The organism is Kluyvera ascorbata ATCC 33433, assembly GCF_000735365.1.
GTDB lineage: Bacteria > Pseudomonadota > Gammaproteobacteria > Enterobacterales > Enterobacteriaceae > Kluyvera > Kluyvera ascorbata.
Window position 1 is genome coordinate 1 of sequence record NZ_JMPL01000002.1, and the last position, 21,424, is coordinate 21,424.

At 55.6% G+C, this 21,424-nt stretch carries 18 protein-coding genes and 1 pseudogene; 16 read left to right on the forward strand and 3 right to left on the reverse strand.

Features of this window, described 5'->3' with window-relative positions:
- From GKAS_RS25055 to acpS, 10 genes and pseudogenes are all read left to right on the forward strand, one after another.
- Positions 1–1,167 (forward strand): annotated as a pseudogene (locus GKAS_RS25055) (hypothetical protein); the annotation flags it as partial.
- Complete coding sequence (locus GKAS_RS00685) at positions 1,164–1,553, forward strand: tail fiber assembly protein (protein WP_035891288.1); 390 nt, start codon at positions 1,164–1,166, stop codon at positions 1,551–1,553. The pseudogene GKAS_RS25055 and the gene GKAS_RS00685, both read left to right, overlap by 4 nt.
- A 266-nt stretch (positions 1,554–1,819) precedes the next feature.
- The gene (locus tag GKAS_RS00690; protein ID WP_035891290.1) at positions 1,820–2,218 is read left to right on the forward strand and encodes a hypothetical protein; all 399 of its coding nucleotides are present in this window, start codon (positions 1,820–1,822) and stop codon (positions 2,216–2,218) included.
- 314 nt (positions 2,219–2,532) lie between these two features.
- Complete coding sequence (gene lepA / locus GKAS_RS00695; RefSeq protein ID WP_035891292.1) at positions 2,533–4,332, forward strand: translation elongation factor 4; 1,800 nt, start codon at positions 2,533–2,535, stop codon at positions 4,330–4,332.
- Positions 4,333–4,348: 16 nt separating this feature from the next.
- The gene (lepB, locus tag GKAS_RS00700; RefSeq protein ID WP_035891294.1) at positions 4,349–5,323 is read left to right on the forward strand and encodes a signal peptidase I; all 975 of its coding nucleotides are present in this window, start codon (positions 4,349–4,351) and stop codon (positions 5,321–5,323) included.
- Between the two features lie 220 nt (positions 5,324–5,543).
- Positions 5,544–6,224 (forward strand): ribonuclease III, encoded by a 681-nt coding sequence (rnc, locus tag GKAS_RS00705; RefSeq protein ID WP_035891295.1) that lies wholly within the window; start codon positions 5,544–5,546, stop codon positions 6,222–6,224.
- Complete coding sequence (era, locus tag GKAS_RS00710; RefSeq protein ID WP_035891297.1) at positions 6,221–7,126, forward strand: GTPase Era; 906 nt, start codon at positions 6,221–6,223, stop codon at positions 7,124–7,126. Before rnc ends, era begins: the two co-directional genes overlap by 4 nt.
- 12 nt (positions 7,127–7,138) lie before the next feature.
- Positions 7,139–7,846 (forward strand): DNA repair protein RecO, encoded by a 708-nt coding sequence (gene recO / locus GKAS_RS00715; protein ID WP_035891300.1) that lies wholly within the window; start codon positions 7,139–7,141, stop codon positions 7,844–7,846.
- Positions 7,847–7,941: 95 nt separating this feature from the next.
- Entirely contained in the window at positions 7,942–8,673 is a 732-nt protein-coding gene (pdxJ, locus tag GKAS_RS00720) for a pyridoxine 5'-phosphate synthase (protein ID WP_035891302.1), read from the forward strand.
- Positions 8,673–9,053: a holo-ACP synthase gene (gene acpS / locus GKAS_RS00725; RefSeq protein ID WP_035891303.1), complete on the forward strand. Its 381-nt coding sequence runs from the start codon at positions 8,673–8,675 to the stop codon at positions 9,051–9,053. Before pdxJ ends, acpS begins: the two co-directional genes overlap by 1 nt.
- On the opposite strand, the gene GKAS_RS00730 is transcribed toward acpS, so the two are convergent.
- Both GKAS_RS00730 and GKAS_RS00735 read right to left on the reverse strand, forming a co-directional pair.
- A complete protein-coding gene (locus GKAS_RS00730) occupies positions 9,050–9,310 on the reverse strand; it encodes a YfhL family 4Fe-4S dicluster ferredoxin (RefSeq protein WP_035891308.1) in 261 nt (86 codons plus the stop codon). The genes acpS and GKAS_RS00730 overlap by 4 nt on opposite strands.
- A gap of 93 nt (positions 9,311–9,403) precedes the next feature.
- Positions 9,404–10,252, reverse strand: a complete 849-nt coding sequence (locus GKAS_RS00735) for a MurR/RpiR family transcriptional regulator (protein ID WP_035891310.1) — start codon at positions 10,250–10,252, stop codon at positions 9,404–9,406.
- A 215-nt stretch (positions 10,253–10,467) separates the two neighbouring features.
- Here GKAS_RS00735 and yfhb point away from each other — a divergent pair, with 215 nt between their 5' ends.
- Together yfhb and tadA are read left to right on the forward strand one after the other, a co-directional pair.
- A complete protein-coding gene (gene yfhb, locus GKAS_RS00740; RefSeq protein WP_035891313.1) occupies positions 10,468–11,103 on the forward strand; it encodes a phosphatidylglycerophosphatase C in 636 nt (211 codons plus the stop codon).
- A 32-nt stretch (positions 11,104–11,135) separates the two neighbouring features.
- Entirely contained in the window at positions 11,136–11,669 is a 534-nt protein-coding gene (gene tadA / locus GKAS_RS00745) for a tRNA adenosine(34) deaminase TadA (RefSeq protein WP_072011316.1), read from the forward strand.
- Here tadA and mltF read toward each other — a convergent pair.
- Positions 11,666–13,204: a membrane-bound lytic murein transglycosylase MltF gene (mltF, locus tag GKAS_RS00750; protein WP_035891317.1), complete on the reverse strand. Its 1,539-nt coding sequence runs from the start codon at positions 13,202–13,204 to the stop codon at positions 11,666–11,668. The two genes, tadA and mltF, sit on opposite strands and share 4 nt — an antisense overlap.
- 245 nt (positions 13,205–13,449) lie before the next feature.
- On the opposite strand from mltF, the gene purL reads away from it, so the two are divergent.
- From purL to glrR, 4 genes are all read left to right on the forward strand, one after another.
- Positions 13,450–17,337 (forward strand): phosphoribosylformylglycinamidine synthase, encoded by a 3,888-nt coding sequence (purL, locus tag GKAS_RS00755; protein WP_035891325.1) that lies wholly within the window; start codon positions 13,450–13,452, stop codon positions 17,335–17,337.
- Between the two features lie 592 nt (positions 17,338–17,929).
- Positions 17,930–19,366, forward strand: a complete 1,437-nt coding sequence (gene qseE, locus GKAS_RS00760; protein WP_035891327.1) for a two component system sensor histidine kinase QseE/GlrK — start codon at positions 17,930–17,932, stop codon at positions 19,364–19,366.
- Positions 19,363–20,076, forward strand: a complete 714-nt coding sequence (qseG, locus tag GKAS_RS00765) for a two-component system QseEF-associated lipoprotein QseG (RefSeq protein ID WP_072011318.1) — start codon at positions 19,363–19,365, stop codon at positions 20,074–20,076. Before qseE ends, qseG begins: the two co-directional genes overlap by 4 nt.
- Positions 20,069–21,406: a two-component system response regulator GlrR gene (gene glrR, locus GKAS_RS00770; protein ID WP_035891328.1), complete on the forward strand. Its 1,338-nt coding sequence runs from the start codon at positions 20,069–20,071 to the stop codon at positions 21,404–21,406. The genes qseG and glrR overlap by 8 nt, the downstream gene beginning before the upstream one ends.
- Positions 21,407–21,424 lie beyond the last annotated feature (18 nt).

Consider the following 21,424-nt stretch of genomic DNA (forward strand, 5'->3'; position numbering starts at 1 on the left):
GCAGAACGGGCCGCCGCCACCGTTCAACCTGAAAACCTGCTGCAGAATGCCAACAACCTGGATGACCTGACAGACAAGCCAGCAGCGCGCCAGAATCTGGATGTGTTCTCGAGAGAAGAAATCGCTGACATGCTGCCTGGCTATCTGGGCCAGATTGACTGGCAGGAAATGCGCACCGCGCTGGAGCCAGGCACAGCGCCACGCGACGGGCAGGAAGTTGACCAGACCGGTATCTTTGCGGATCTGTATGCAAAAGCGGTCGCCGGTAAGCTGCCTACATGCACCGAAGCAGAATGGCAGGCGGATCCGCTTAATCGCGGTTGTTATGTACTGGAGTCCTCGCCGGGGAAAATGCGCCTGCCGGATGATAACGGCGTTCAGCCAGGGTCTTTAAAGATTCCGGTTAAAGTCGGTGATAGTGGCGATGCGGCAAACAGCGGAAAGATGGGCACTTCTGAATTGCCGAATATCAAAGGGACTGTATACAGAAATATGAGCACAGCGGCGGCAATCAGAAATGATGGCGTGGTTGATGGTGCTTTTAAACTCGGTGACAGAGAAGGAACTAGCCCTCCGGCTAACGTATTAAGCGCTGGTGCAGCCACTACAGGCGTTCCATTACTGTTTGAAGCCGGGTTGTCCAATGAGATGTATAAGGATGGTGTAACGGAAGTTCGTCCTAACCGCCACATGGGGTGCTGGACAGTTCGCTACGCCGCTAAAGCAACAAATGGTGGCAGCATTGACGCTCTTGCACTGGCTACGCAGATAGCGGCTGGTGATGCCGAACTGTTGGCAAAAATTATCGCCACCAATTCTCGTATCGATTTTGCTGTCATCGCTCTTGATGGCACCCCTGCAATGAATACAGGGCAACTAATTGAAAATCCTTTTGGGAATAACACGCCGGTATTCTGTGATGTACAGGCATTCCGTGCTGATACGCAAAAATGGGTAACACTGCAATGGCAGTATTTTAGTAGCACTAACATTGCAGGTGCTAGGTGCATTTATTCGGAAGGTGAGGGATTAATCTTTCGAATTGCACAGCATCGACTCATGGATACATCAGTAGTCAGCGGGTATACCAACGGTCCAACGCCGGTGGTTGTTACCTATGCAACACCTTCCCCAATCCGTATTTTTGTATGGAAAATCACAGCATGAAGACTATCTATGTAAGCCAGAAAAACAACCGCGACTGGAGCACCAGCGCATCGGCGTTCGGCGGCCTGAATTACCCGGCAATCGTTGCGGATGGTTTTGCCGGGGGGGCAATGACATACAACCGCTTCACTGGTGAGTGGGTTGTTGATGCGCCATATATCAGAACTCATGCTGATGATGTGGCTGATTCTGTAGCGTTGCGTGAGCAGTTGAAGGAAGAAGCTAACCGGATCATGGCCGGATGGGTTCTGGACCTACAATTGGGTGACATTACTGATGATGACCTGGCTAAGCTGAAGTTGTGGCGGGCGTATGTGAAGAAACTTGATGCGCTAGATCTGGACGCGGCACCGGAAATTGAGTGGCCGCCGCGTCCGGAAAATTAACGCCACAGCGCTTTACTCTGCCGAACCGCCATCATAATGGCTTTCCCCATGCTTTCGCACTGAGGGAAACCAGGTGATATCCACCGCGAGTTGATAAACGCCAATATGCTGAATCGGTCATAGTCGAAAAGTAATTTTTGAGGCAATGGTGGAACGTATATCTGAAAGCGACCCACCATTTGACATAGGGGTGAAATGTAACTAATCGATGTAATATATGTTATAAGTCATTGCGGATTTAGAACAAAAAAGTAGCAGCCTGGAAAATGAGCCAATTCACCATCAAAGAAATAGCGCTAATATCCCATAAGCTAAAAGATATCAGTGATACATGGTCAGATTTATGGGTTTTTCTTTGCCTGGTGCCACTTAGTGTTGGCCAGGTTATCAATCTCAAGCATAGAAACTTTGACGGAAAATATCTGAATCTCGAAAAGGGGGCGAGATTTAAGAGTGTTCAGGTAGAGGCTCCCCCTCTGATTTGCGAGCTCATACAGAGACGCAGAGAAAAATATCCCGATGATATTTATATTTTTCAGAGCCACTCTAACAGGGTCAAGTATCAGGGTAAGCCTGTAACCGTTATTGCGTTTAACCGGGCGTTGAAAGTAGCAGCAAAAGGCGTTACGGATGTGGTAGTGACCAGCAAATGTGCTCGGGGGTAAGTTGCAGCAACCTGTGGTATGCAAGCGCAGGTTGCTGCGGGCCAGGTGTTCATGCCATGGCACTGGAAAGAGTGTATAGGGTAAATATCCATTTCAGCAAACAGCCTGAGAATATCCGCTTTAAAATCCCCTCCAATGTAAACGAAGGTAATAGGTGTAACGGCATCTGTTAATCATCGGATCGCATGCTGACGATTGACGCGCTACAGTGTAAGATGCACGCCAATGCACGGACAGGTAGGTTTTCCAATGTGTCCACCGATGTGTCCATTAAATAAAAAACGAGACGCAACAGGGTTAAAAAATCCTTATTTATGAAGAACATACGTAACTTTTCAATCATTGCACATATCGACCACGGTAAATCGACGCTGTCTGACCGCATTATTCAGATTTGTGGTGGCCTTTCCGACCGCGAAATGGAAGCCCAGGTTCTGGATTCAATGGATCTGGAACGCGAACGTGGCATTACCATCAAAGCGCAGAGCGTGACGCTGGACTTTAAATCAGCCGACGGGGAAACCTATCAGCTGAACTTTATCGACACCCCAGGCCACGTCGACTTCTCCTATGAAGTTTCCCGTTCCCTCGCGGCCTGTGAAGGCGCGCTGCTGGTGGTTGACGCCGGGCAGGGCGTAGAAGCGCAGACGCTGGCGAACTGCTACACCGCCATGGAAATGGATCTGGAAGTGGTTCCGGTTCTGAATAAAATCGACCTGCCAGCCGCCGATCCAGAGCGCGTAGCGGAAGAGATTGAAGATATCGTCGGCATCGACGCCACCGACGCGGTACGCTGCTCGGCGAAAACCGGCGTGGGCGTGACCGACGTGCTGGAGCGTCTGGTGCGCGATATTCCACCGCCGGAAGGTGACCCGGAAGGCCCGCTGCAGGCGCTGATTATCGACTCCTGGTTCGATAACTACCTGGGCGTGGTATCGCTGGTGCGTATTAAAAACGGCACCATGCGTAAAGGCGACAAAATTAAGGTGATGAGTACCGGTCAGGTCTACAACGCAGACCGTCTGGGTATCTTCACGCCGAAACAGGTTGACCGTACCGAGCTGAAATGCGGCGAGGTAGGTTGGCTGGTTTGTGCAATCAAAGACATCCTGGGCGCGCCGGTAGGGGATACCTTAACGACATCGCGTAACCCAGCGGATAAAGCGCTGCCGGGCTTTAAAAAGGTGAAACCTCAGGTTTACGCCGGCCTGTTCCCGGTCAGCTCTGACGATTACGAAAACTTCCGTGATGCGCTCGGCAAGCTGAGCCTGAACGATGCTTCCCTGTTCTATGAGCCAGAAAGCTCTACGGCGCTGGGCTTCGGCTTCCGCTGCGGCTTCCTCGGCCTGCTGCACATGGAAATCATTCAGGAACGTCTGGAACGTGAATACGATCTGGATCTGATCACCACCGCGCCTACCGTAGTGTATGAAGTGGAAACCACGGGCAAAGAAACTATCTACGTTGATAGCCCTTCCAAGCTGCCGCCGCTGAATAACATCTATGAACTGCGTGAGCCAATCGCGGAATGTCACATGCTGCTGCCGCAGGCTTACCTCGGCAACGTGATTACGCTGTGTATTGAGAAGCGTGGCGTGCAGACCAACATGGTTTACCACGGTAACCAGGTCGCGCTGACCTATGAAATCCCAATGGCGGAAGTGGTACTCGACTTCTTCGACCGTCTGAAGTCTACCTCCCGTGGCTATGCGTCGCTGGACTACAACTTCAAACGCTTCCAGGCGTCTGACATGGTTCGCGTTGATGTTCTTATCAACAACGAGCGCGTCGATGCACTGGCGCTGATCACGCACCGCGATAACTCTCAGAGCCGTGGCCGTGAACTGGTTGAGAAGATGAAAGATCTGATCCCGCGTCAGCAGTTTGATATCGCGATTCAGGCGGCCATCGGCACGCACATTATCGCGCGTTCAACCGTTAAGCAGCTGCGTAAAAACGTTCTGGCGAAATGCTACGGTGGCGATATCAGCCGTAAGAAAAAGCTGCTGCAAAAACAGAAAGAGGGTAAAAAGCGAATGAAGCAGATCGGTAACGTCGAACTGCCGCAGGAAGCCTTCCTCGCCATTCTGCATGTCGGTAAAGACAATAAATAATCTCTAAGGAGTTGGCATGGCGAACATGTTTGCCCTGATTCTGGTGATTGCCACACTGGTAACGGGCCTTTTGTGGTGCGTTGATAAGTTTATCTTCGCGCCCAAGCGTCGGGAACGTCAGGCAGCAGCACAGGTTGCCACTGGCGAAGCGCTGGATAAAAAGACGCTGAAGAAAGTTGGCCCGAAACCGGGCTGGCTGGAAACCGGCGCGTCGGTCTTCCCGGTGCTGGCCATCGTGTTGATCGTGCGTTCATTTATCTATGAACCGTTCCAGATCCCGTCTGGTTCGATGATGCCAACGCTGCTGATTGGTGACTTTATCCTGGTGGAGAAATTCGCCTACGGGATTAAAGATCCTATCTACCAGAAGACGCTGATTGAAACCGGTCATCCGAAACGTGGCGACATTGTGGTGTTCAAATACCCGGAAGATCCGCGCCTTGATTACATCAAGCGTGCCGTGGGTCTGCCTGGGGATAAAGTCACCTACGATCCGATCGCCAAGCAGGTCACCATTCAGCCAGGATGCAGCTCCGGTCAGGCGTGCGGCAGCGCGCTGCCGGTGACCTACTCCAACGTTGAACCGAGCGATTTCGTCCAGACCTTCTCCCGCAGCAACGGCGGCGAAGCGACCAGCGGCTTCTTTGAGATGCCGCAGGGCGAAAGCAAAGCGGATGGCGTACGCCTGACGCAGCGCCAGGAAACGCTGGGCGATGTGAATCACCGTATCCTGACCGTGCCAATCGCGCAGGATCAGGTCGGCATGTATTACCGCCAGTCCGGTTTGCCGCTGGCAACCTGGATAGTGCCACCGGGCCACTACTTCATGATGGGTGACAACCGCGATAACAGCGCGGACAGCCGTTACTGGGGCTTTGTGCCGGAAGCGAACCTGGTGGGTAAAGCGACCGCCATCTGGATGAGCTTTGAAAAACAAGAGGGTCAATGGCCAACCGGCGTGCGTTTAAGCCGCATCGGTGGGATCCATTAATTCTTAGCCTGACTTCACGCGGTGGCTGAATAGTCGCCGCGTGAATTATTTCGTGTTTTAATCCATTCAAACTAACGACATCCCTTGTCGTTGCGTATAGAATATCCCCCCGAAGTTTCGGATGTCTCTTATCAGGGACACGGCACACGAAACCGCATTGGTTTCCTTCAGGTCTGTTTCGTGTGCTGCATTTTTGACGCATTTATTTATTTGGTATCGCATGAACCCCATCGTAATTAATCGGCTTCAACGAAAGCTGGGCTACACTTTTGTTCATCAGGAACTGTTGCAACAGGCATTAACGCACCGCAGTGCCAGCAGCAAGCACAACGAACGCTTAGAGTTTTTGGGCGATTCAATTTTAAGCTATGTGATCGCGAACGCGCTCTATCACCGCTTCCCACGCGTGGATGAAGGCGATATGAGTCGTATGCGTGCGACGCTGGTTCGCGGCAATACGCTGGCGGAAATCGCTCGTGAATTTGAGCTGGGCGAATGCCTGCGCTTAGGGCCGGGTGAGCTGAAAAGCGGCGGCTTCCGTCGGGAATCTATTCTGGCGGATACGGTTGAAGCGTTAATTGGCGGGGTGTTCCTCGACAGTGATATTCAAACCGTTGAACAACTGATCCTCTCCTGGTACCAGACACGTCTGGACGAAATCAGCCCAGGTGATAAACAAAAAGATCCAAAAACACGCTTGCAGGAGTATCTGCAAGGCCGTCACCTGCCGCTGCCGTCTTATCTGGTGGTTCAGGTGCGCGGGGAAGCACACGATCAAGAATTTACTATCCACTGCCAGGTTAGCGGCCTGAGTGAACCGGTGGTCGGCACAGGTTCCAGTCGTCGCAAGGCGGAACAGGCTGCCGCCGAACAGGCGTTGAAAAAGCTGGAGCTGGAATGAGCGAAGAAAAAACTTACTGCGGATTTGTTGCCATCGTCGGTCGTCCGAACGTTGGCAAATCCACGCTGCTGAACGAACTGCTGGGGCAGAAGATCTCCATCACGTCTCGTAAAGCGCAAACCACGCGTCACCGTATTGTCGGTATTCATACCGAAGGTGCGTACCAGGCTATCTACGTTGATACCCCGGGTCTGCACATGGAAGAGAAGCGTGCAATCAACCGTCTGATGAACAAAGCGGCGAGCAGCTCTATCGGTGACGTTGAGCTGATCATTTTCGTGGTTGAAGGTACCCGCTGGACGCCTGACGACGAGATGGTGCTGAACAAACTGCGCGGCGGTAAAGCGCCGGTGATTCTGGCAGTGAACAAAGTCGATAACGTGCAGGAGAAAGCGGATCTGCTGCCGCACCTGCAGTTCCTCGGCAGCCAGATGGACTTCCTCGATATCGTACCGATGTCTGCAGAGACCGGTCTGAATGTGGACACCATCGCTGGTATCGTGCGTAAGCACCTGCCGGAAGCTATTCACCACTTCCCGGAAGACTACATCACTGACCGTTCACAGCGCTTTATGGCCTCTGAAATCATCCGTGAAAAACTGATGCGTTTCCTGGGGGCAGAACTGCCTTATTCAGTCACCGTTGAAATCGAACGCTTCGTCTCTAACGAGCGCGGCGGATACGACGTTAACGGCCTGATTCTGGTTGAGCGTGAAGGGCAGAAGAAGATGGTTATTGGTAACAAAGGTTCCAAGATTAAAACCATCGGTATCGAAGCCCGTAAGGACATGCAGGAGATGTTCGAAGCGCCTGTTCACCTTGAGCTGTGGGTGAAAGTGAAATCTGGCTGGGCCGACGACGAACGCGCACTGCGCAGTCTCGGTTATACCGACGATCTCTGAGAATAACCCCCGATGGAAGGCTGGCAGCGCGCATTTGTCCTGCATAGTCGTCCCTGGAGCGAAACCAGTCTAATACTGGACGTCTTCACGGAAGAGTCGGGTCGCGTGCGCCTTGTGGCTAAAGGCGCACGTTCCAAACGTTCCAACCTTAAAGGTGCGCTTCAGCCCTTTACCCCCTTATTAGTTCGCTTTGGCGGGCGCGGCGAAGTCAAAACGCTGCGTAGCGCGGAAGCCGTCTCTCTTGCACTTCCCTTAAGCGGCATCACGCTTTACAGCGGCCTGTACGTCAACGAGCTGCTCTCCCGCGTGCTGGAGCACGAAACCCGCTTCTCTGAACTCTTCTTCGATTACCTGTATTGCATCCAGGCGCTGGCCGGTGCGACGGGCTCGCCAGAACCCGCGCTGCGCCGCTTTGAGTTAGCGCTGCTGGGGCATCTGGGCTATGGCGTCGATTTTCTGCACTGTGCCGGGAGCGGCGATGAGGTCGATGACACCATGACCTACCGCTACCGTGAAGAAAAAGGTTTTATCGCGAGCGTGGTTATCGACAACAACACCTTTACCGGGCGCCATTTGAAGGCGCTGGAGAGCCGCGAATTTCCTGATGTGGACTCGCTGCGCGCCGCGAAACGCTTTACCCGTATGGCACTGAAGCCGTATCTTGGTGGCAAACCGCTTAAGAGCCGCGAGCTATTTCGCCAGTTTGTCCCCAAGCGGTAACCCTGATTGCACTCATCCCGTTTTTCCCTCGCCCTGTGGGCGGGTTGCTGGGGTGAGGGGAAATGAACGTTAAAAATAAAGACACGAGGATTGTCATGGCTGAATTACTGTTAGGCGTCAATATTGACCACATTGCCACCCTGCGTAACGCGCGCGGCACCGCCTATCCCGATCCGGTTCAGGCGGCATTTATCGCCGAGCAGGCCGGTGCAGATGGCATCACCGTGCATTTACGTGAAGATCGTCGCCACATCACCGACCGCGACGTGCGCATTCTGCGTCAGACGCTGGACACCCGCATGAACCTGGAGATGGCCGTTACCGAAGAGATGCTGACCATCGCCTGCGAAACCAAACCGCATTTCTGCTGCCTGGTGCCGGAAAAACGTCAGGAAGTGACCACCGAAGGCGGTCTGGACGTTGCCGGTCAGCTCGACAAAATGCGCGATGCCTGCAAACGCCTGGCCGACGCCGGTATTCTGGTGTCGCTGTTTATCGATGCCGATAACGCACAAATTAAAGCCGCTGCCGACGTTGGCGCGCCGTATATCGAAATCCATACCGGCTGCTATGCCGATGCCACCACCGATGCGGAACAGGCTAAAGAGCTTGAGCGCATTGCGAAAGCGGCGACCTATGCAGCCAGCCTGGGGCTGAAGGTGAATGCGGGTCACGGCCTGACCTACCACAACGTTAAAGCCGTTGCTGCGCTGCCGGAAATGCACGAACTGAATATCGGCCATGCGATTATTGGTCGTGCGGTAATGACCGGCCTGAAAGAGGCGGTTGCCGAGATGAAACGCCTGATGCTGGAAGCGCGCGCGTAATGGCGATTCTGGGGCTCGGTACCGATATCGTCGAAATCGCCCGTATTGAAGGGGTCATTGCCCGTAGCGGCGATCGCCTTGCACGCCGCGTGCTCAGCGATAACGAATGGGCCATCTGGGAGACGCACCAGCAGCCGGTGCGTTTTCTGGCGAAGCGCTTTGCAGTCAAAGAAGCGGCCTCAAAAGCGCTGGGTACCGGTATTCGTAACGGCCTGGCGTTTAACCAGTTTGAAGTTTACAACGATGAGATGGGTAAACCGAAGCTGCGGTTATGGGGTGAGGCAAAGCTGCTGGCAGAGCGAATGGGCGTGGCGCATATGCATGTGACGCTCGCCGATGAGCGTCACTACGCCTGCGCAACGGTGATTATCGAAAGCTAGATCTTGTCCGCGTGATGCATCTGGACGAATTTATCCCACAGCTGCTCTTCGCTTTCTGCATGTGCCGGATCCTTGAGAATGGTATTTGGGATCGGGCACACTTTCTGACAGGTTGGCGTGTCGTAATGGCCAATGCACTCGGTGCAGCGATCGCTGTTGATCTCATAGATGCTATCACCCATCGAAATCGCCTCGTTCGGGCATTCCGGTTCGCACATATCGCAGTTGATACATTTTTTGGTGATTAACAGCGCCATCAGGACATTCTCAGAAACGAAATAAACAGGGCGCGCATTATACGCTCATTTTCCGCCTAGGCCATACCTTTTCTGTGGTAATAGCACCGGCGATCAAACCAGCTTTTTCACCAGCGCTTCGCTATGGCGAATACGCTCCGGCGCGTTTTCCAGGTCCTGCTGTACCAGTCCCATAAACAGCAGGTCGGTCAGCATCATCTGCGCGCTGGTCGAAGAGATAGCCGCGCTGCGGGTGGCTTGCTCTTCGGCAATGGTATACAGACAGTGTGTCGCACGCTGCTGAAGGGCATTGGGCGAAAAGCCGGTGATAGCCACCACCTTGCCACCGACACGCAGCATCTCATCGGCGGCGAGATTAATTTCACGACGCGCACCGGAGTAAGAGATAGCCAGCAGCAAATCATCCTGAGTCATCGCCTGAACGGTAGCCAGCAGGGCGTGCATATCCTGCTCGGAAACGGCGTTCAGACCGATTTTCATCAGCTTCCAGCTAAAGTTACGCGCAACCAGGCCGGAGGCGCCGATCCCCGTCAGGACAATGCGACGCGCGTTGCGCAGCAGATTGACTGTCTCCAGCAGCTTGTCTTCAGTGTTGACATCGAGCGAAGCGTGCATCGCCGCCACGTTGTCTTTAATCAGTTTCTCACCGACGAGACGCAGGGGGTCATCACCGCAGATCTGGTTATGAACCGGCACGGAATGCGGATTCGCGTTGCTGGCGAGGGCTTCGCTCAGTGCGAGTTTAAGCGCGGGAAAGCCTTTAAAGCCGAGCTTCTGGGCGAACTTCACCACGCTAGATTGGCTGACGCCAGACTGGCTGGCGAGCTGCTGCGAGCTTAAATGCCGCGCTAAATCAGGCTGCGCCAGAATAAAATCGGCGAGCTTTCTATCGCTTTGCGCCAGCTGGGGATAACGCTGACGAATACTGAGTAAACAATTCATAATAACCTCACGGGCACAATGAGCACGACGTGCCAGGCCACCATTCTGCTCGTTTGCAAGAATTTTGTATTCTATTATAACGGAATATATCGAATTAAATGTGCTATGTGTTTGTAAAAACGTCGCTATTTTTATCAAACGCGCCCGGTGGCGAAAGTCAGAGGGTTCTCTGATAGTCTGTAATCTGGAACGTCAGGAACTGACAGGAGTTGCATTTGGCTAATCACGTTCGCCGCGTGGTGTTTTTTGACCTTGATGGCACGCTGCACCAGCAGGATCTGTTCGGTGCTTTTTTACGATATCTGCTGCGCCGATTACCGCTGAATACGCTGCTGGTGCTCCCTTTGCTGCCGATTATTGGCGCGGCGATGCTGGTGAAAGGCCGCGCGGCGCGCTGGCCGGTGAGCGTGTTGCTGTGGGCATGCACTTTCGGCCGTCGTGAGACCACGCTAAAGGCGCTGGAGGCCAGCTTTATCGTCAGGTTTCGCGCTGCCGTCACGCCTTTTCCCGCGGTTCAGCAGCGGCTGGATAGCTACCTCCAGCATCAGGATGTCGACGTCTGGCTTATCACCGGCTCCCCCCAAACGCTGGTAGAGCGCGCATATGTGGATGCGCGTTGGATGACGCAGGTGAACCTGATTGGCAGCCAGATGCGTCGGGCCTTCGGCGGCCGAGTGTTATCGGTACGCTGTCTGGGGCATGAAAAAGTGGTGCAGCTTGAACAGCGCCTCGGCGCGCCGCTGCGTTTATACAGCGGCTACAGCGACAGCAAGCAGGATAACCCGCTACTCTTTTTCTGCGAGCATCGCTGGCGGGTGACTTCTCACGGCGAGCTGGAGCAACTGGAATAGTCAGCGCTGCGCTTTGGCGGAATTTGTGTATAATGCGCCGCGTTTTATCATCTGGAGTCCCCACGTTGTCCGACATTGAACTGAATCATGAATACTGGATGCGCCATGCGCTTGTGCTTGCCCAACGAGCCTGGGACGAGGGGGAAGTACCGGTGGGGGCTGTGCTGGTGCATAACAATCAGGTGATAGGTGAAGGGTGGAACCGCCCGATTGGCCGTCATGATCCTACTGCGCATGCGGAAATCATGGCGCTGCGCCAGGGAGGACTGGTGCTGCAAAACTACCGTCTGATTGATACTACGCTGTATGTGACGCTGGAACCCTGCGTGATGTGTGCCGGTGCGATGGTGCATGGGCGTATCGGTAATCTGGTCTTCGGCGCGCGTGATGCCAAAACCGGCGCGGCAGGGTCGTTAATCGACGTGCTGCATCATCCGGGAATGAACCACCGGGTAGAGATAACCGAAGGGGTGCTGGCTGAGGAATGCTCAGCGATGCTTAGCGACTTCTTCCGCCATCGTCGCCAACAGCAAAAGGCGCTCAGGCAGGCGGAGAAGGGCAGCTAGTTTTTCGAGGTGAAGCGTAGCAGCGGTGAATCGCTGTTATTGCGATCGCCCCGGCGCAGGAACGAAAAAATGCCCGTGTCGTTTTCGCTGTGCTGTAACTCATGTGGCGATACCGCCGGATAGGCTTCCGCTATCGCCATCTCTTCCGTCGCTTTCTTCTCTTTTTCCTGCAAATAGCCCACCAGGCTTATCTGGTACTTACGGATGTTTTCCACATAGGCATAGGCCTCGTGCCCGCGGGCGTAGCCGTAGGTGAGCTTGCTGTACCAGGGTTTCTGGCTGAGCAGCGGAAGCCGCTGTTTGACGTCGGCCCAGCTATCCGGATTGCCTTTCTGCTTCGCCGTCAGCGCGCGGGCATCGAGCATATGCGCATAGCCCATGTTATAAGCCGCCAGCGCAAACCAGATTTTTTCATCCTGCGGCACGCTGTCCGGCACTTTGCTCATCATATCCTGTAGATAGCGCATCCCGCCGCTGATGCTCTGCTCGGCATCGGTACGGTCGCTCAGTCCAAGACTCTGCGCGGTATTTTTGGTCAGCATCATCAGGCCGCGCACGCCGGTAGGAGAGGTGGCAAGCGGGTCCCAATGTGATTCCTGGTAGGAGATGGCGGCGAGCAGCTTCCAGTCGATTTCGCTCGCGTACTTCTCAAATAGCGGCTGCAGGTCTGGCAGTACGCTATCGACCGCGCGCAGGAACGAGCGGGTATCGACATAGTCGAAATCGTCGCCGTGGCCGAGGTACTTCTCTTCCAGGCGGGCAAGGGTGCCGTCTTCATTAATATTGTTGAAGAAGTCGAGCATCGCCGCGGAGAGCGTGTTGTCGTCATCTTGCAGGCTAAACCAGGTGACTGGCTGTTCGTCGGTGACGTCAAGGGCCACCGCGAGCTCCGGATGTACGCGCTGGAACAGGCCGATAGCCACGGAGTCGGCGATGGTGTAGTCGAGCTTACCGTCGATAACCGCCTGCATCAGATCGGCTGAACTGCGTTTTTCATCAACGGTCCAGGAGAGGTCCGGATATTTCTGTGCCTGCAAATTTTGCAGGTCGCTGATGACCACCTGACCTGGGGCAATGGTCAACTGGTCGGCGGTTACGTTGCTAAGATTTTTCGGCCGCGTGCTGCCAACGCGGTAAACCAGCTGCTGGGAAACCGAATAGTATGTCGGCCCCGCCTGGTAGCTTTTGATGCGCTCGCTGTTATAGACCAGACCGGCGGCCAGCATATCGGCATCGCCATGGTCCAGGTCGTCAAATAGCTGGCTGATGTTTTGTCGCACCGTGACTTTCAGCTTCACGCCCAGGTAGTCGGCAAACTGCTGGGCAAGCTCATAATCAAGCCCGTAGTCTTTATCATTGACGGTGGTGTAGGTCAGCGGGGACTGCACGGTACTGACGCGCAGCTCCCCCCGCTCTTTAATCGCGGCGATACGATTCTCTGGTTTGCCAAACCAGGGAATAGAGGGCCAAAGCGCCGCCGCGAGCAGCAGCGTAACCAGGCCAATGAGCAGGTAATTAATCTTTAACTTTTTCAAATAGTTAATTCACTGCGTTGCCAGAAAAGTAACCTGATAATCTAAAGTGTTGTTCCAGAATGAGCGGCATTTTGCTTAACATTGCGCCAGTTGGCAACTTATTCGAGAGATACGTCACATCTATTGATAAAGAAAAGAGATGCGTTTATTTCGACGCAAACGGTTTCGTCGGGGCGCAGGATTCTCTATAATAGCGCCCGTTCTCCCCCATTGCGCACACTGAAAGCTGAGAAGACGAGAGACTTATGATGGAAATTCTGCGTGGTTCGCCTGCACTGTCTGCATTTCGTATTAACAAACTGCTGACGCGGTTTCAGGCAGCCAACCTCCCGGTAAGCAATATTTACGCCGAGTATGTCCATTTTGCTGACCTGGACGCGCCGCTTAATAAAGAAGAGCGAGCGCGACTTGAGCGACTGTTGCAGTATGGCCCAAGCCTCAATAGCCATAACCCAACCGGTAAACTGCTGCTCGTCACCCCTCGCCCTGGCACCATCTCCCCCTGGTCTTCAAAAGCTACCGATATCGCCCACAACTGCGGCTTAGCGCAGGTTCTGCGTCTGGAACGCGGCGTGGCGTACTACATTGACGCTGCCAGCCTGACCGTTGAGCAGGTGAGCGCGGTGGCGGCCGAACTGCACGACCGCATGATGGAGAGCGTATTTGACTCGCTGCAGGACGCCGAAAAACTGTTTGCCCATCACCAGCCGGCACCGGTTGCCAGCGTGGATCTGCTGGGGCAGGGTCGTCAGGCGCTGATTGATGCCAACATTCGTCTGGGCCTGGCGCTGGCAGACGACGAAATTGACTACCTGCAGGATGCGTTCACCAAGCTGGGTCGCAACCCGAACGACATCGAGCTCTACATGTTCGCCCAGGCGAACTCAGAGCATTGTCGTCACAAGATTTTTAACGCCGATTGGATTATCGACGGTAAACAGCAGCCGAAGTCGCTGTTTAAGATGATCAAAAACACCTTTGAAACCACGCCGGATCACGTGCTGTCTGCCTATAAAGACAACGCCGCGGTGATGGAAGGCTCTGAAGTCGGCCGCTACTTTGCCGACCACAAAACCGGACGCTACGATTTCCATCAGGAGCCTGCGCATATCCTGATGAAGGTAGAAACCCATAACCACCCGACGGCTATCTCTCCATGGCCGGGCGCGGCAACCGGCTCTGGCGGGGAAATCCGTGATGAAGGTGCAACCGGTCGCGGCGCGAAGCCAAAAGCGGGGCTGGTGGGCTTCTCCGTTTCCAACCTGCGTATTCCTGGTTTTGAACAGCCGTGGGAAGAAGATTTCGGCAAACCGGATCGTATTGTTACCGCGCTGGATATCATGACCGACGGCCCGCTGGGCGGCGCAGCGTTTAACAACGAATTTGGTCGTCCGGCGCTGACCGGCTACTTCCGTACCTACGAAGAAAAAGTGAACAGCCACAACGGCGAAGAGCTGCGCGGTTATCACAAGCCGATCATGCTGGCGGGTGGGATCGGCAACATCCGCGCCGATCACGTACAGAAAGGTGAGATCGTGGTAGGCGCGAAGCTGATCGTGCTCGGTGGCCCGGCGATGAACATCGGCTTGGGCGGCGGTGCAGCCTCTTCAATGGCTTCCGGCCAGTCTGACGCCGATCTCGACTTCGCTTCCGTACAGCGCGACAACCCGGAAATGGAACGCCGCTGCCAGGAAGTTATCGATCGCTGCTGGCAGCTGGGCGATGCCAACCCGATTCTGTTTATCCACGACGTGGGCGCGGGCGGCCTGTCTAACGCTATGCCGGAACTGGTGAGCGACGGCGGACGCGGCGGTAAATTCCAGCTGCGCGACATCCTGAGCGATGAGCCGGGCATGAGCCCGCTGGAAATCTGGTGTAACGAATCCCAGGAACGCTACGTGCTGGCGGTAGCCGCTGACCAGCTTCCGCTGTTCGATGAGCTGTGTAAGCGTGAACGCGCGCCGTACGCGGTCATCGGTGAAGCCACCGAAGAGAAGCACCTGACGCTCAGTGACAGCCACTTCGACAATCAGCCAATCGACATGCCGCTCGACGTACTGCTCGGTAAAACGCCGAAAATGACCCGCGACGTGCAGACGCTGAAAGCGAAAGGCGAAGCGCTTGCGCGTGAACACATTACGCTTGCCGATGCGGTGAACCGCGTGCTGCACCTGCCAACCGTGGCGGAGAAAACCTTCCTCGTGACCATCGGCGACCGTACCGTCACCGGCATGGTTGCGCGCGACCAGATGGTCGGCCCGTGGCAGATCCCGGTAGCCAACTGCGCGGTGACCACCGCCAGCCTCGACAGCTACTACGGCGAAGCGATGTCTATCGGTGAGCGTGCGCCCGTTGCGCTGTTGGACTTCGCGGCTTCCGCCCGTCTGGCGGTAGGCGAAGCGCTGACTAACATCGCCGCGACCCAGATTGGCAACATCAAACACATTAAACTCTCGGCAAACTGGATGTCGGCGGCAGGTCACCCTGGCGAAGACGCCGGTCTGTACGAAGCGGTGAAAGCGATCGGCGAAGAGATGTGCCCACAGCTGGGGCTGACCATTCCGGTGGGGAAAGACTCCATGTCGATGAAAACCCGCTGGCAGGAAGGCAACGAGCAGCGCGAAATGACCTCGCCGCTGTCGCTGGTGATTTCCGCCTTTGCCCGCGTTGAAGATGTGCGTCACACCATCACGCCGCAGTTGGTCACCGAAGACAACGCCTTGCTGCTGATTGACCTTGGTAAGGGTCATAACGCGCTGGGTGCGACCGCGCTGGCGCAGGTTTACCGTCAACTGGGCGATAAACCGGCCGACGTGCGTGACGTCGCGCAGCTGAAAGGCTTCTACGAGGCGATTCAGTCGCTGGTCGCGCAGCGTAAGCTGCTGGCCTATCACGACCGTTCCGACGGCGGCCTGCTGGTGACGCTTGCCGAGATGGCCTTTGCCGGTCATTGCGGCGTGGAAGCCGACGTGGCAACTCTTGGCGACGATCGTCTGGCGGCGCTGTTCAACGAAGAGTTGGGCGCGGTGATTCAGGTTCGTGCCGTTGACCGTGAAGCGGTAGAAGCGATTCTGGCGGCCAACGGCCTGGCTGACTGCGTACACTTCCTCGGTAAAGCCGTTGAAGGCGACCGCTTCACCCTGACCGCCAACGGTCAGCCGGTATTCAGCGAAAGCCGCACTACGCTTCGTATGTGGTGGGCTGAAACCACCTGGCAGATGCAGCGTCTGCGTGATAACCCAGAGTGTGCCGACCAGGAACACGATGCGAAAGCGAACGATAACGACCCGGGCCTCAACGTGAAGCTCACCTTTGATATCGACGCTGACGTGGCGGCGCCTTACATTGCGACCGGCGCGCGTCCGAAAGTGGCGGTGCTGCGCGAGCAGGGCGTTAACTCCCACGTTGAGATGGCGGCTGCTTTCCACCGTGCGGGCTTTGATGCCATCGACGTACACATGAGCGACCTGCTGGCAGGACGTACCGGTCTGGCAGACTTCCAGGCGCTGGTGGCCTGCGGTGGCTTCTCCTACGGTGACGTACTCGGTGCTGGCGAGGGCTGGGCGAAATCCATCCTGTTCAACAACCGCGTACGCGATGAGTTTGCGACCTTCTTCCATCGCCCTCAGACGCTGGCGTTGGGCGTGTGTAACGGCTGTCAGATGATGTCTAACCTGCATGAGCTGATCCCAGGCAGCGACCTGTGGCCGCGCTTTGTGCGTAACCAGTCCGACCGTTTTGAAGCGCGCTTCAGCCTGGTGGAAGTGGCCAGCAGCCCATCGCTGCTGCTCGCTGGTATGGAAGGTTCCCGCATGCCAATCGCTGTTTCTCACGGTGAAGGCCATGTAGAAGTTCGCGACGGTGCGCATCTGGCACAGCTTGAAAGCAAAGGGCTGGTGGCACTGCGCTTCGTAGATAACTTCGGCAAAGTTACCGAAGCTTATCCGGCGAACCCGAACGGCTCGCCAAACGGGATCACCGCCGTGACCAACGAAAGCGGTCGCGTCACCATTATGATGCCGCACCCGGAGCGCGTGTTCCGTACGGTCTCCAACTCCTGGCACCCGGAAAACTGGGGCGAGGACAGCCCGTGGATGCGTATCTTCCGCAATGCGCGTAAGCAGCTTGGCTAAGACTAACGCTTAACGTATCAAGCCCCTCATGGTGAGGGGCTTTTTTGTTTCTGCGCTTTCCCGGCATCGCGTTTCTCGGCCGGGCTACATTCGAGGCGATGCGAGGGTGTCGGGAAACCCCGACATTGAGGGTATTGCGGTGTCGCCAAATGGAGACATTTAATTTAATGATTTATATATAGTTTTTAATAATCGATTTTTGGTGTTGCTAATTAGCGACAGAAAGCCTAAAAGCCGCTCAGCAGTGACCAATATGGTTATTGGTATATTTTCTATATTTATCATTATGTTAATTTATTGTTTTGTATTGTGGCACGCATCGTGCATAATATTAACCAGTGGCTCATTCACCTTCTTATGTCAGCCCCTTCGGGACGTGCTACATAAACTTCGAATGACGCACAACAAGGTGCCTGCCGTCCAGCAACTGATAATAGCGCTGCTTTATCAACCATCGGGCGAAACGTTGAGTTAGGCACCGCCTTATTCCATAACAAAGCCGGGCTTCTGCCCGGCTTTGTTATTTCTGGCCTTTCCCTCATCGATAACCTCAGTTAGCATTCCGTTACGTTGATTGACTGAGACATCTCTTTTGAAACGCCTCTCGCTTTCCCCACGATCGCTTCGCCAACTGGTGACGCTGGCTTTCCTGCTGATTCTGCTGCCGCTGCTGGTGCTTGCCTGGCAGGCATGGCAGAGCCTCAATATGCTCAGCGCGCAGGCCGAACAAACCAACCGCACCACGCTGATGGATGCCCGACGCAGCGAAGCGATGGCGAACGTCGCGCTGGATATGGAGCGCAGCTACCGCCAGTACTGTGTGCTGGATGACCCGACGCTGGCGAAGGTGTATCAGAGCCAGCGTAAGCGCTATAGCGACATGCTGGAGGCGCACGCAGGCGTGCTGCCGGACGACACGCTTTATCAGCGGCTGCGGCAGAATCTTCATGACCTGACGACGCTTCAGTGCACTAACAGCGGCCCGGAAAAGCAGGCGGTGGCGAAGCTTGAAGCCTTCTCCAGCGCCAACGGCGAGCTGGTGCAGGCGACGCGAACCGTGGTCTTCTCTCGTGGACAACAGCTACAGCAAGCGATTGCTGAACGCGGCCAGTTCTTTGGCTGGCAGGCGCTGGTGCTGTTCCTGGTCAGTCTGGCGATGGTGCTGTTGTTTACCCGTATGATAATCGGCCCGGTGAAGGGCATTGAGAGCATGATTAACCGGCTGGGCGAAGGGCAATCGCTGGACGGCGAAGTGATGTTCCGCGGCCCGCGCGAATTGCGCTCCGTTGGGCAGCGTATTATCTGGCTCAGCGACCGCCTCTCCTGGCTGGAGTCGCAGCGTCACCAGTTCCTGCGTCACCTCTCCCACGAACTGAAAACGCCGCTGGCCAGCATGCGCGAGGGCACCGAACTGTTAGCCGATCAGGTTGTCGGCCCGCTGACGGCGGAGCAAAAAGAGGTGGTGGATATTCTCGACAGCAGCAGCCGTAATCTGCAGACCCTGATTGAACAACTGCTGGACTACAACCGTAAACTCAGTGAAACCACCGTACGCATGGAGTACGTGGCGCTGGCACCGCTAGTGGAAATGGTGGTTTCCGCGCACAGTCTCCCGGCACGGGCTAAACTGATGCACACGCAGGTTGACCTACAGGCGCCAGCTTGCCTGGCTGAACCGACGCTTCTGATGAATGCGTTGGATAATCTCTACTCGAATGCGGTGCACTATGGCACTGAATCCGGTAACATTTATCTTCGTAGCCATCGGGATGGCGCGCGGATAGGCATAGACGTTATCAATACCGGTACGCCGATCCCGGACGGCGAAAAATTAATGATTTTCGAGCCTTTCTATCAGGGCAGCCATCAGCGCAAAGGTGCGGTGAAAGGAAGCGGCCTGGGGTTAAGCCTTGCGCGTGACTCCGTTCGGAAAATGCATGGAGAGCTTCAGCTTCTCGACACCCCGGACGGCAACGTCTGTTTTCGCATTGAGCTTCCCGTACCAGGGCTTGAAAAAACAATCACATGAATCAAAATCGAGTCACTATGCCCCAATTTTTAGCACGGACAAGTCGGATACCACGGCGGTGGTGCGGCGGGTTAATTGGACTCGCCTGCCTGATGCTTTCCGGGTGTAATAGCACGCTGACGCCGCACAGCCTTGGCAGCAGCGCCGAAAGCGGCGAACCGCGCCAGCAGGTCGCGGATTATCTGTCGACCAACTGTGACGATATCTGGTCGCTGGACGGCGACACCGCCGAGAACAACCCCCTTTACTGGCTGCGCGGCGTAGACTGCGCCAACCGTTTGTCGGCGGCGCGCGCACGTGCCGAAGCCAGCCCGCTGACAACGGACACCTGGCAGGGCGCGTTGAAGCGCGGCATCCTGCTGGCTAATGCTAAAATCACCCCGACCGAGCGTCGGCAGGTGGTCACGGCTATTGATAACCTCAGCCCGCAAATACCGGTCCGCATTCGCCCGCTGTACCAGCTCTGGCGCGATGGACAGGTATTACAGCTCTCGCTGTCTGATGAACGTCAGCGATACAGCAAACTACAGGAGACCAGCGACGGGCAGTTGGATGCGCTACGCCTGCAACAGCAGCAGCTACAGGGCGAACTGGATTTAACCACCCGCAAACTGCAAAACCTGACGGATATCGAACGCCAACTCTCCACCCGTAAACCGGGCGCAGATATGTCTCATGGCGCGGCAGCTGACGAGGATAAACATGACTAACCGTAAACCTGCGCACCTGCTGCTGGTGGATGATGACCCCGGCCTGCTGAAACTTCTCGGGATGCGTCTGACCAGCGAAGGCTATCGGGTCGTTACGGCAGAAAGCGGCCAGCAGGGGCTGCGTGTGCTGGCGAAAGAGCGTATCGACCTGGTGATTAGCGACCTGCGCATGGACGAGATGGACGGCCTGCAGCTGTTCAGTGAAATTCAGAAAGTGCAGCCGGGGATGCCGGTGATTATCCTGACCGCTCACGGTTCAATTCCTGAAGCGGTCTCAGCGACCCAGCAGGGCGTGTTCAGCTTCTTAACCAAACCGGTGGACAAAGACGCGCTGTATAAAGCTATCGATGAAGCGCTGGAGCGCACGTCACCGGCTAACGATGAACGGTGGCGCGAAGCGATTGTCACCCGCAGCCCGCTGATGCTACGCCTGCTTGAACAGGCGCAGATGGTGGCACAGTCGGACGTCAGCGTGCTGATTAACGGCCAGAGCGGCACCGGTAAAGAGATTCTGGCGCAGGCCATTCATAACGCCAGCCCGCGCCACGCCAAGCCGTTTGTGGCTATTAACTGCGGCGCGCTGCCGGAGCAGCTTCTGGAGTCTGAACTGTTCGGTCATGCGCGCGGCGCGTTTACCGGTGCGGTCAGCCACCGGGAAGGCCTGTTCCAGGCGGCGGAAGGCGGCACGCTGTTTCTTGATGAAATTGGCGATATGCCCGCGCCGCTGCAGGTGAAACTGCTGCGCGTATTGCAGGAGCGCAAGGTGCGCCCGCTCGGCAGCAACCGCGACCTCGATATCAACGTGCGCATTGTCTCCGCCACCCACCGGGATCTGCCGAAGGCGATGGCCCGCGGCGAGTTCCGTGAAGATCTCTTCTACCGCCTGAACGTGGTAAATCTCAAGATCCCAACCCTTGCCGAACGTACCGAAGATATTCCGCTGCTGGCAAACTACCTGCTGCGTCAGGCGGCGGATCGCCATAAGCCGTTCGTTCGCGCCTTTTCCACCGACGCGATGAAGCGTCTGATGGCAGCCAACTGGCCTGGCAACGTGCGCCAGTTGGTCAACGTGATTGAGCAGTGCGTGGCGCTGACCTCATCGCCGGTTATCAGCGACGCGTTGGTCGAACAGGCGCTGGAAGGGGAGAACACCGCGCTGCCCACCTTCGTGGAAGCGCGCAATCAGTTTGAACTCAACTACCTGCGCAAGCTGTTGCAAATTACCAAAGGTAACGTCACTCATGCGGCACGTATGGCCGGACGAAACCGTACGGAGTTCTACAAATTGCTCTCCCGACATGAACTGGATGCGAACGACTTTAAAGAGTAGCACCCGAAATACGTCTGA

What these genes read in the sequence shown, in the direction of transcription:
- acpS (WP_035891303.1), top strand. Translation starts at nt 8,673, where the DNA reads ATGGCGATTCTGGGGCTCGGTACCGATATCGTCGAAATCGCCCGTATT.
- lepB (WP_035891294.1), top strand. Translation starts at nt 4,349, where the DNA reads ATGGCGAACATGTTTGCCCTGATTCTGGTGATTGCCACACTGGTAACG.
- GKAS_RS00685 (WP_035891288.1), top strand. Translation starts at nt 1,164, where the DNA reads ATGAAGACTATCTATGTAAGCCAGAAAAACAACCGCGACTGGAGCACC.
- GKAS_RS00690 (WP_035891290.1), top strand. Translation starts at nt 1,820, where the DNA reads ATGAGCCAATTCACCATCAAAGAAATAGCGCTAATATCCCATAAGCTA.
- era (WP_035891297.1), top strand. Translation starts at nt 6,221, where the DNA reads ATGAGCGAAGAAAAAACTTACTGCGGATTTGTTGCCATCGTCGGTCGT.
- pdxJ (WP_035891302.1), top strand. Translation starts at nt 7,942, where the DNA reads ATGGCTGAATTACTGTTAGGCGTCAATATTGACCACATTGCCACCCTG.
- purL (WP_035891325.1), top strand. Translation starts at nt 13,450, where the DNA reads ATGATGGAAATTCTGCGTGGTTCGCCTGCACTGTCTGCATTTCGTATT.
- GKAS_RS00735 (WP_035891310.1), bottom strand. Translation starts at nt 10,252, where the DNA reads ATGAATTGTTTACTCAGTATTCGTCAGCGTTATCCCCAGCTGGCGCAA.
- tadA (WP_072011316.1), top strand. Translation starts at nt 11,136, where the DNA reads ATGCGCCGCGTTTTATCATCTGGAGTCCCCACGTTGTCCGACATTGAA.
- qseG (WP_072011318.1), top strand. Translation starts at nt 19,363, where the DNA reads ATGAATCAAAATCGAGTCACTATGCCCCAATTTTTAGCACGGACAAGT.
- glrR (WP_035891328.1), top strand. Translation starts at nt 20,069, where the DNA reads ATGACTAACCGTAAACCTGCGCACCTGCTGCTGGTGGATGATGACCCC.
- lepA (WP_035891292.1), top strand. Translation starts at nt 2,533, where the DNA reads ATGAAGAACATACGTAACTTTTCAATCATTGCACATATCGACCACGGT.
- recO (WP_035891300.1), top strand. Translation starts at nt 7,139, where the DNA reads ATGGAAGGCTGGCAGCGCGCATTTGTCCTGCATAGTCGTCCCTGGAGC.
- GKAS_RS00730 (WP_035891308.1), bottom strand. Translation starts at nt 9,310, where the DNA reads ATGGCGCTGTTAATCACCAAAAAATGTATCAACTGCGATATGTGCGAA.
- rnc (WP_035891295.1), top strand. Translation starts at nt 5,544, where the DNA reads ATGAACCCCATCGTAATTAATCGGCTTCAACGAAAGCTGGGCTACACT.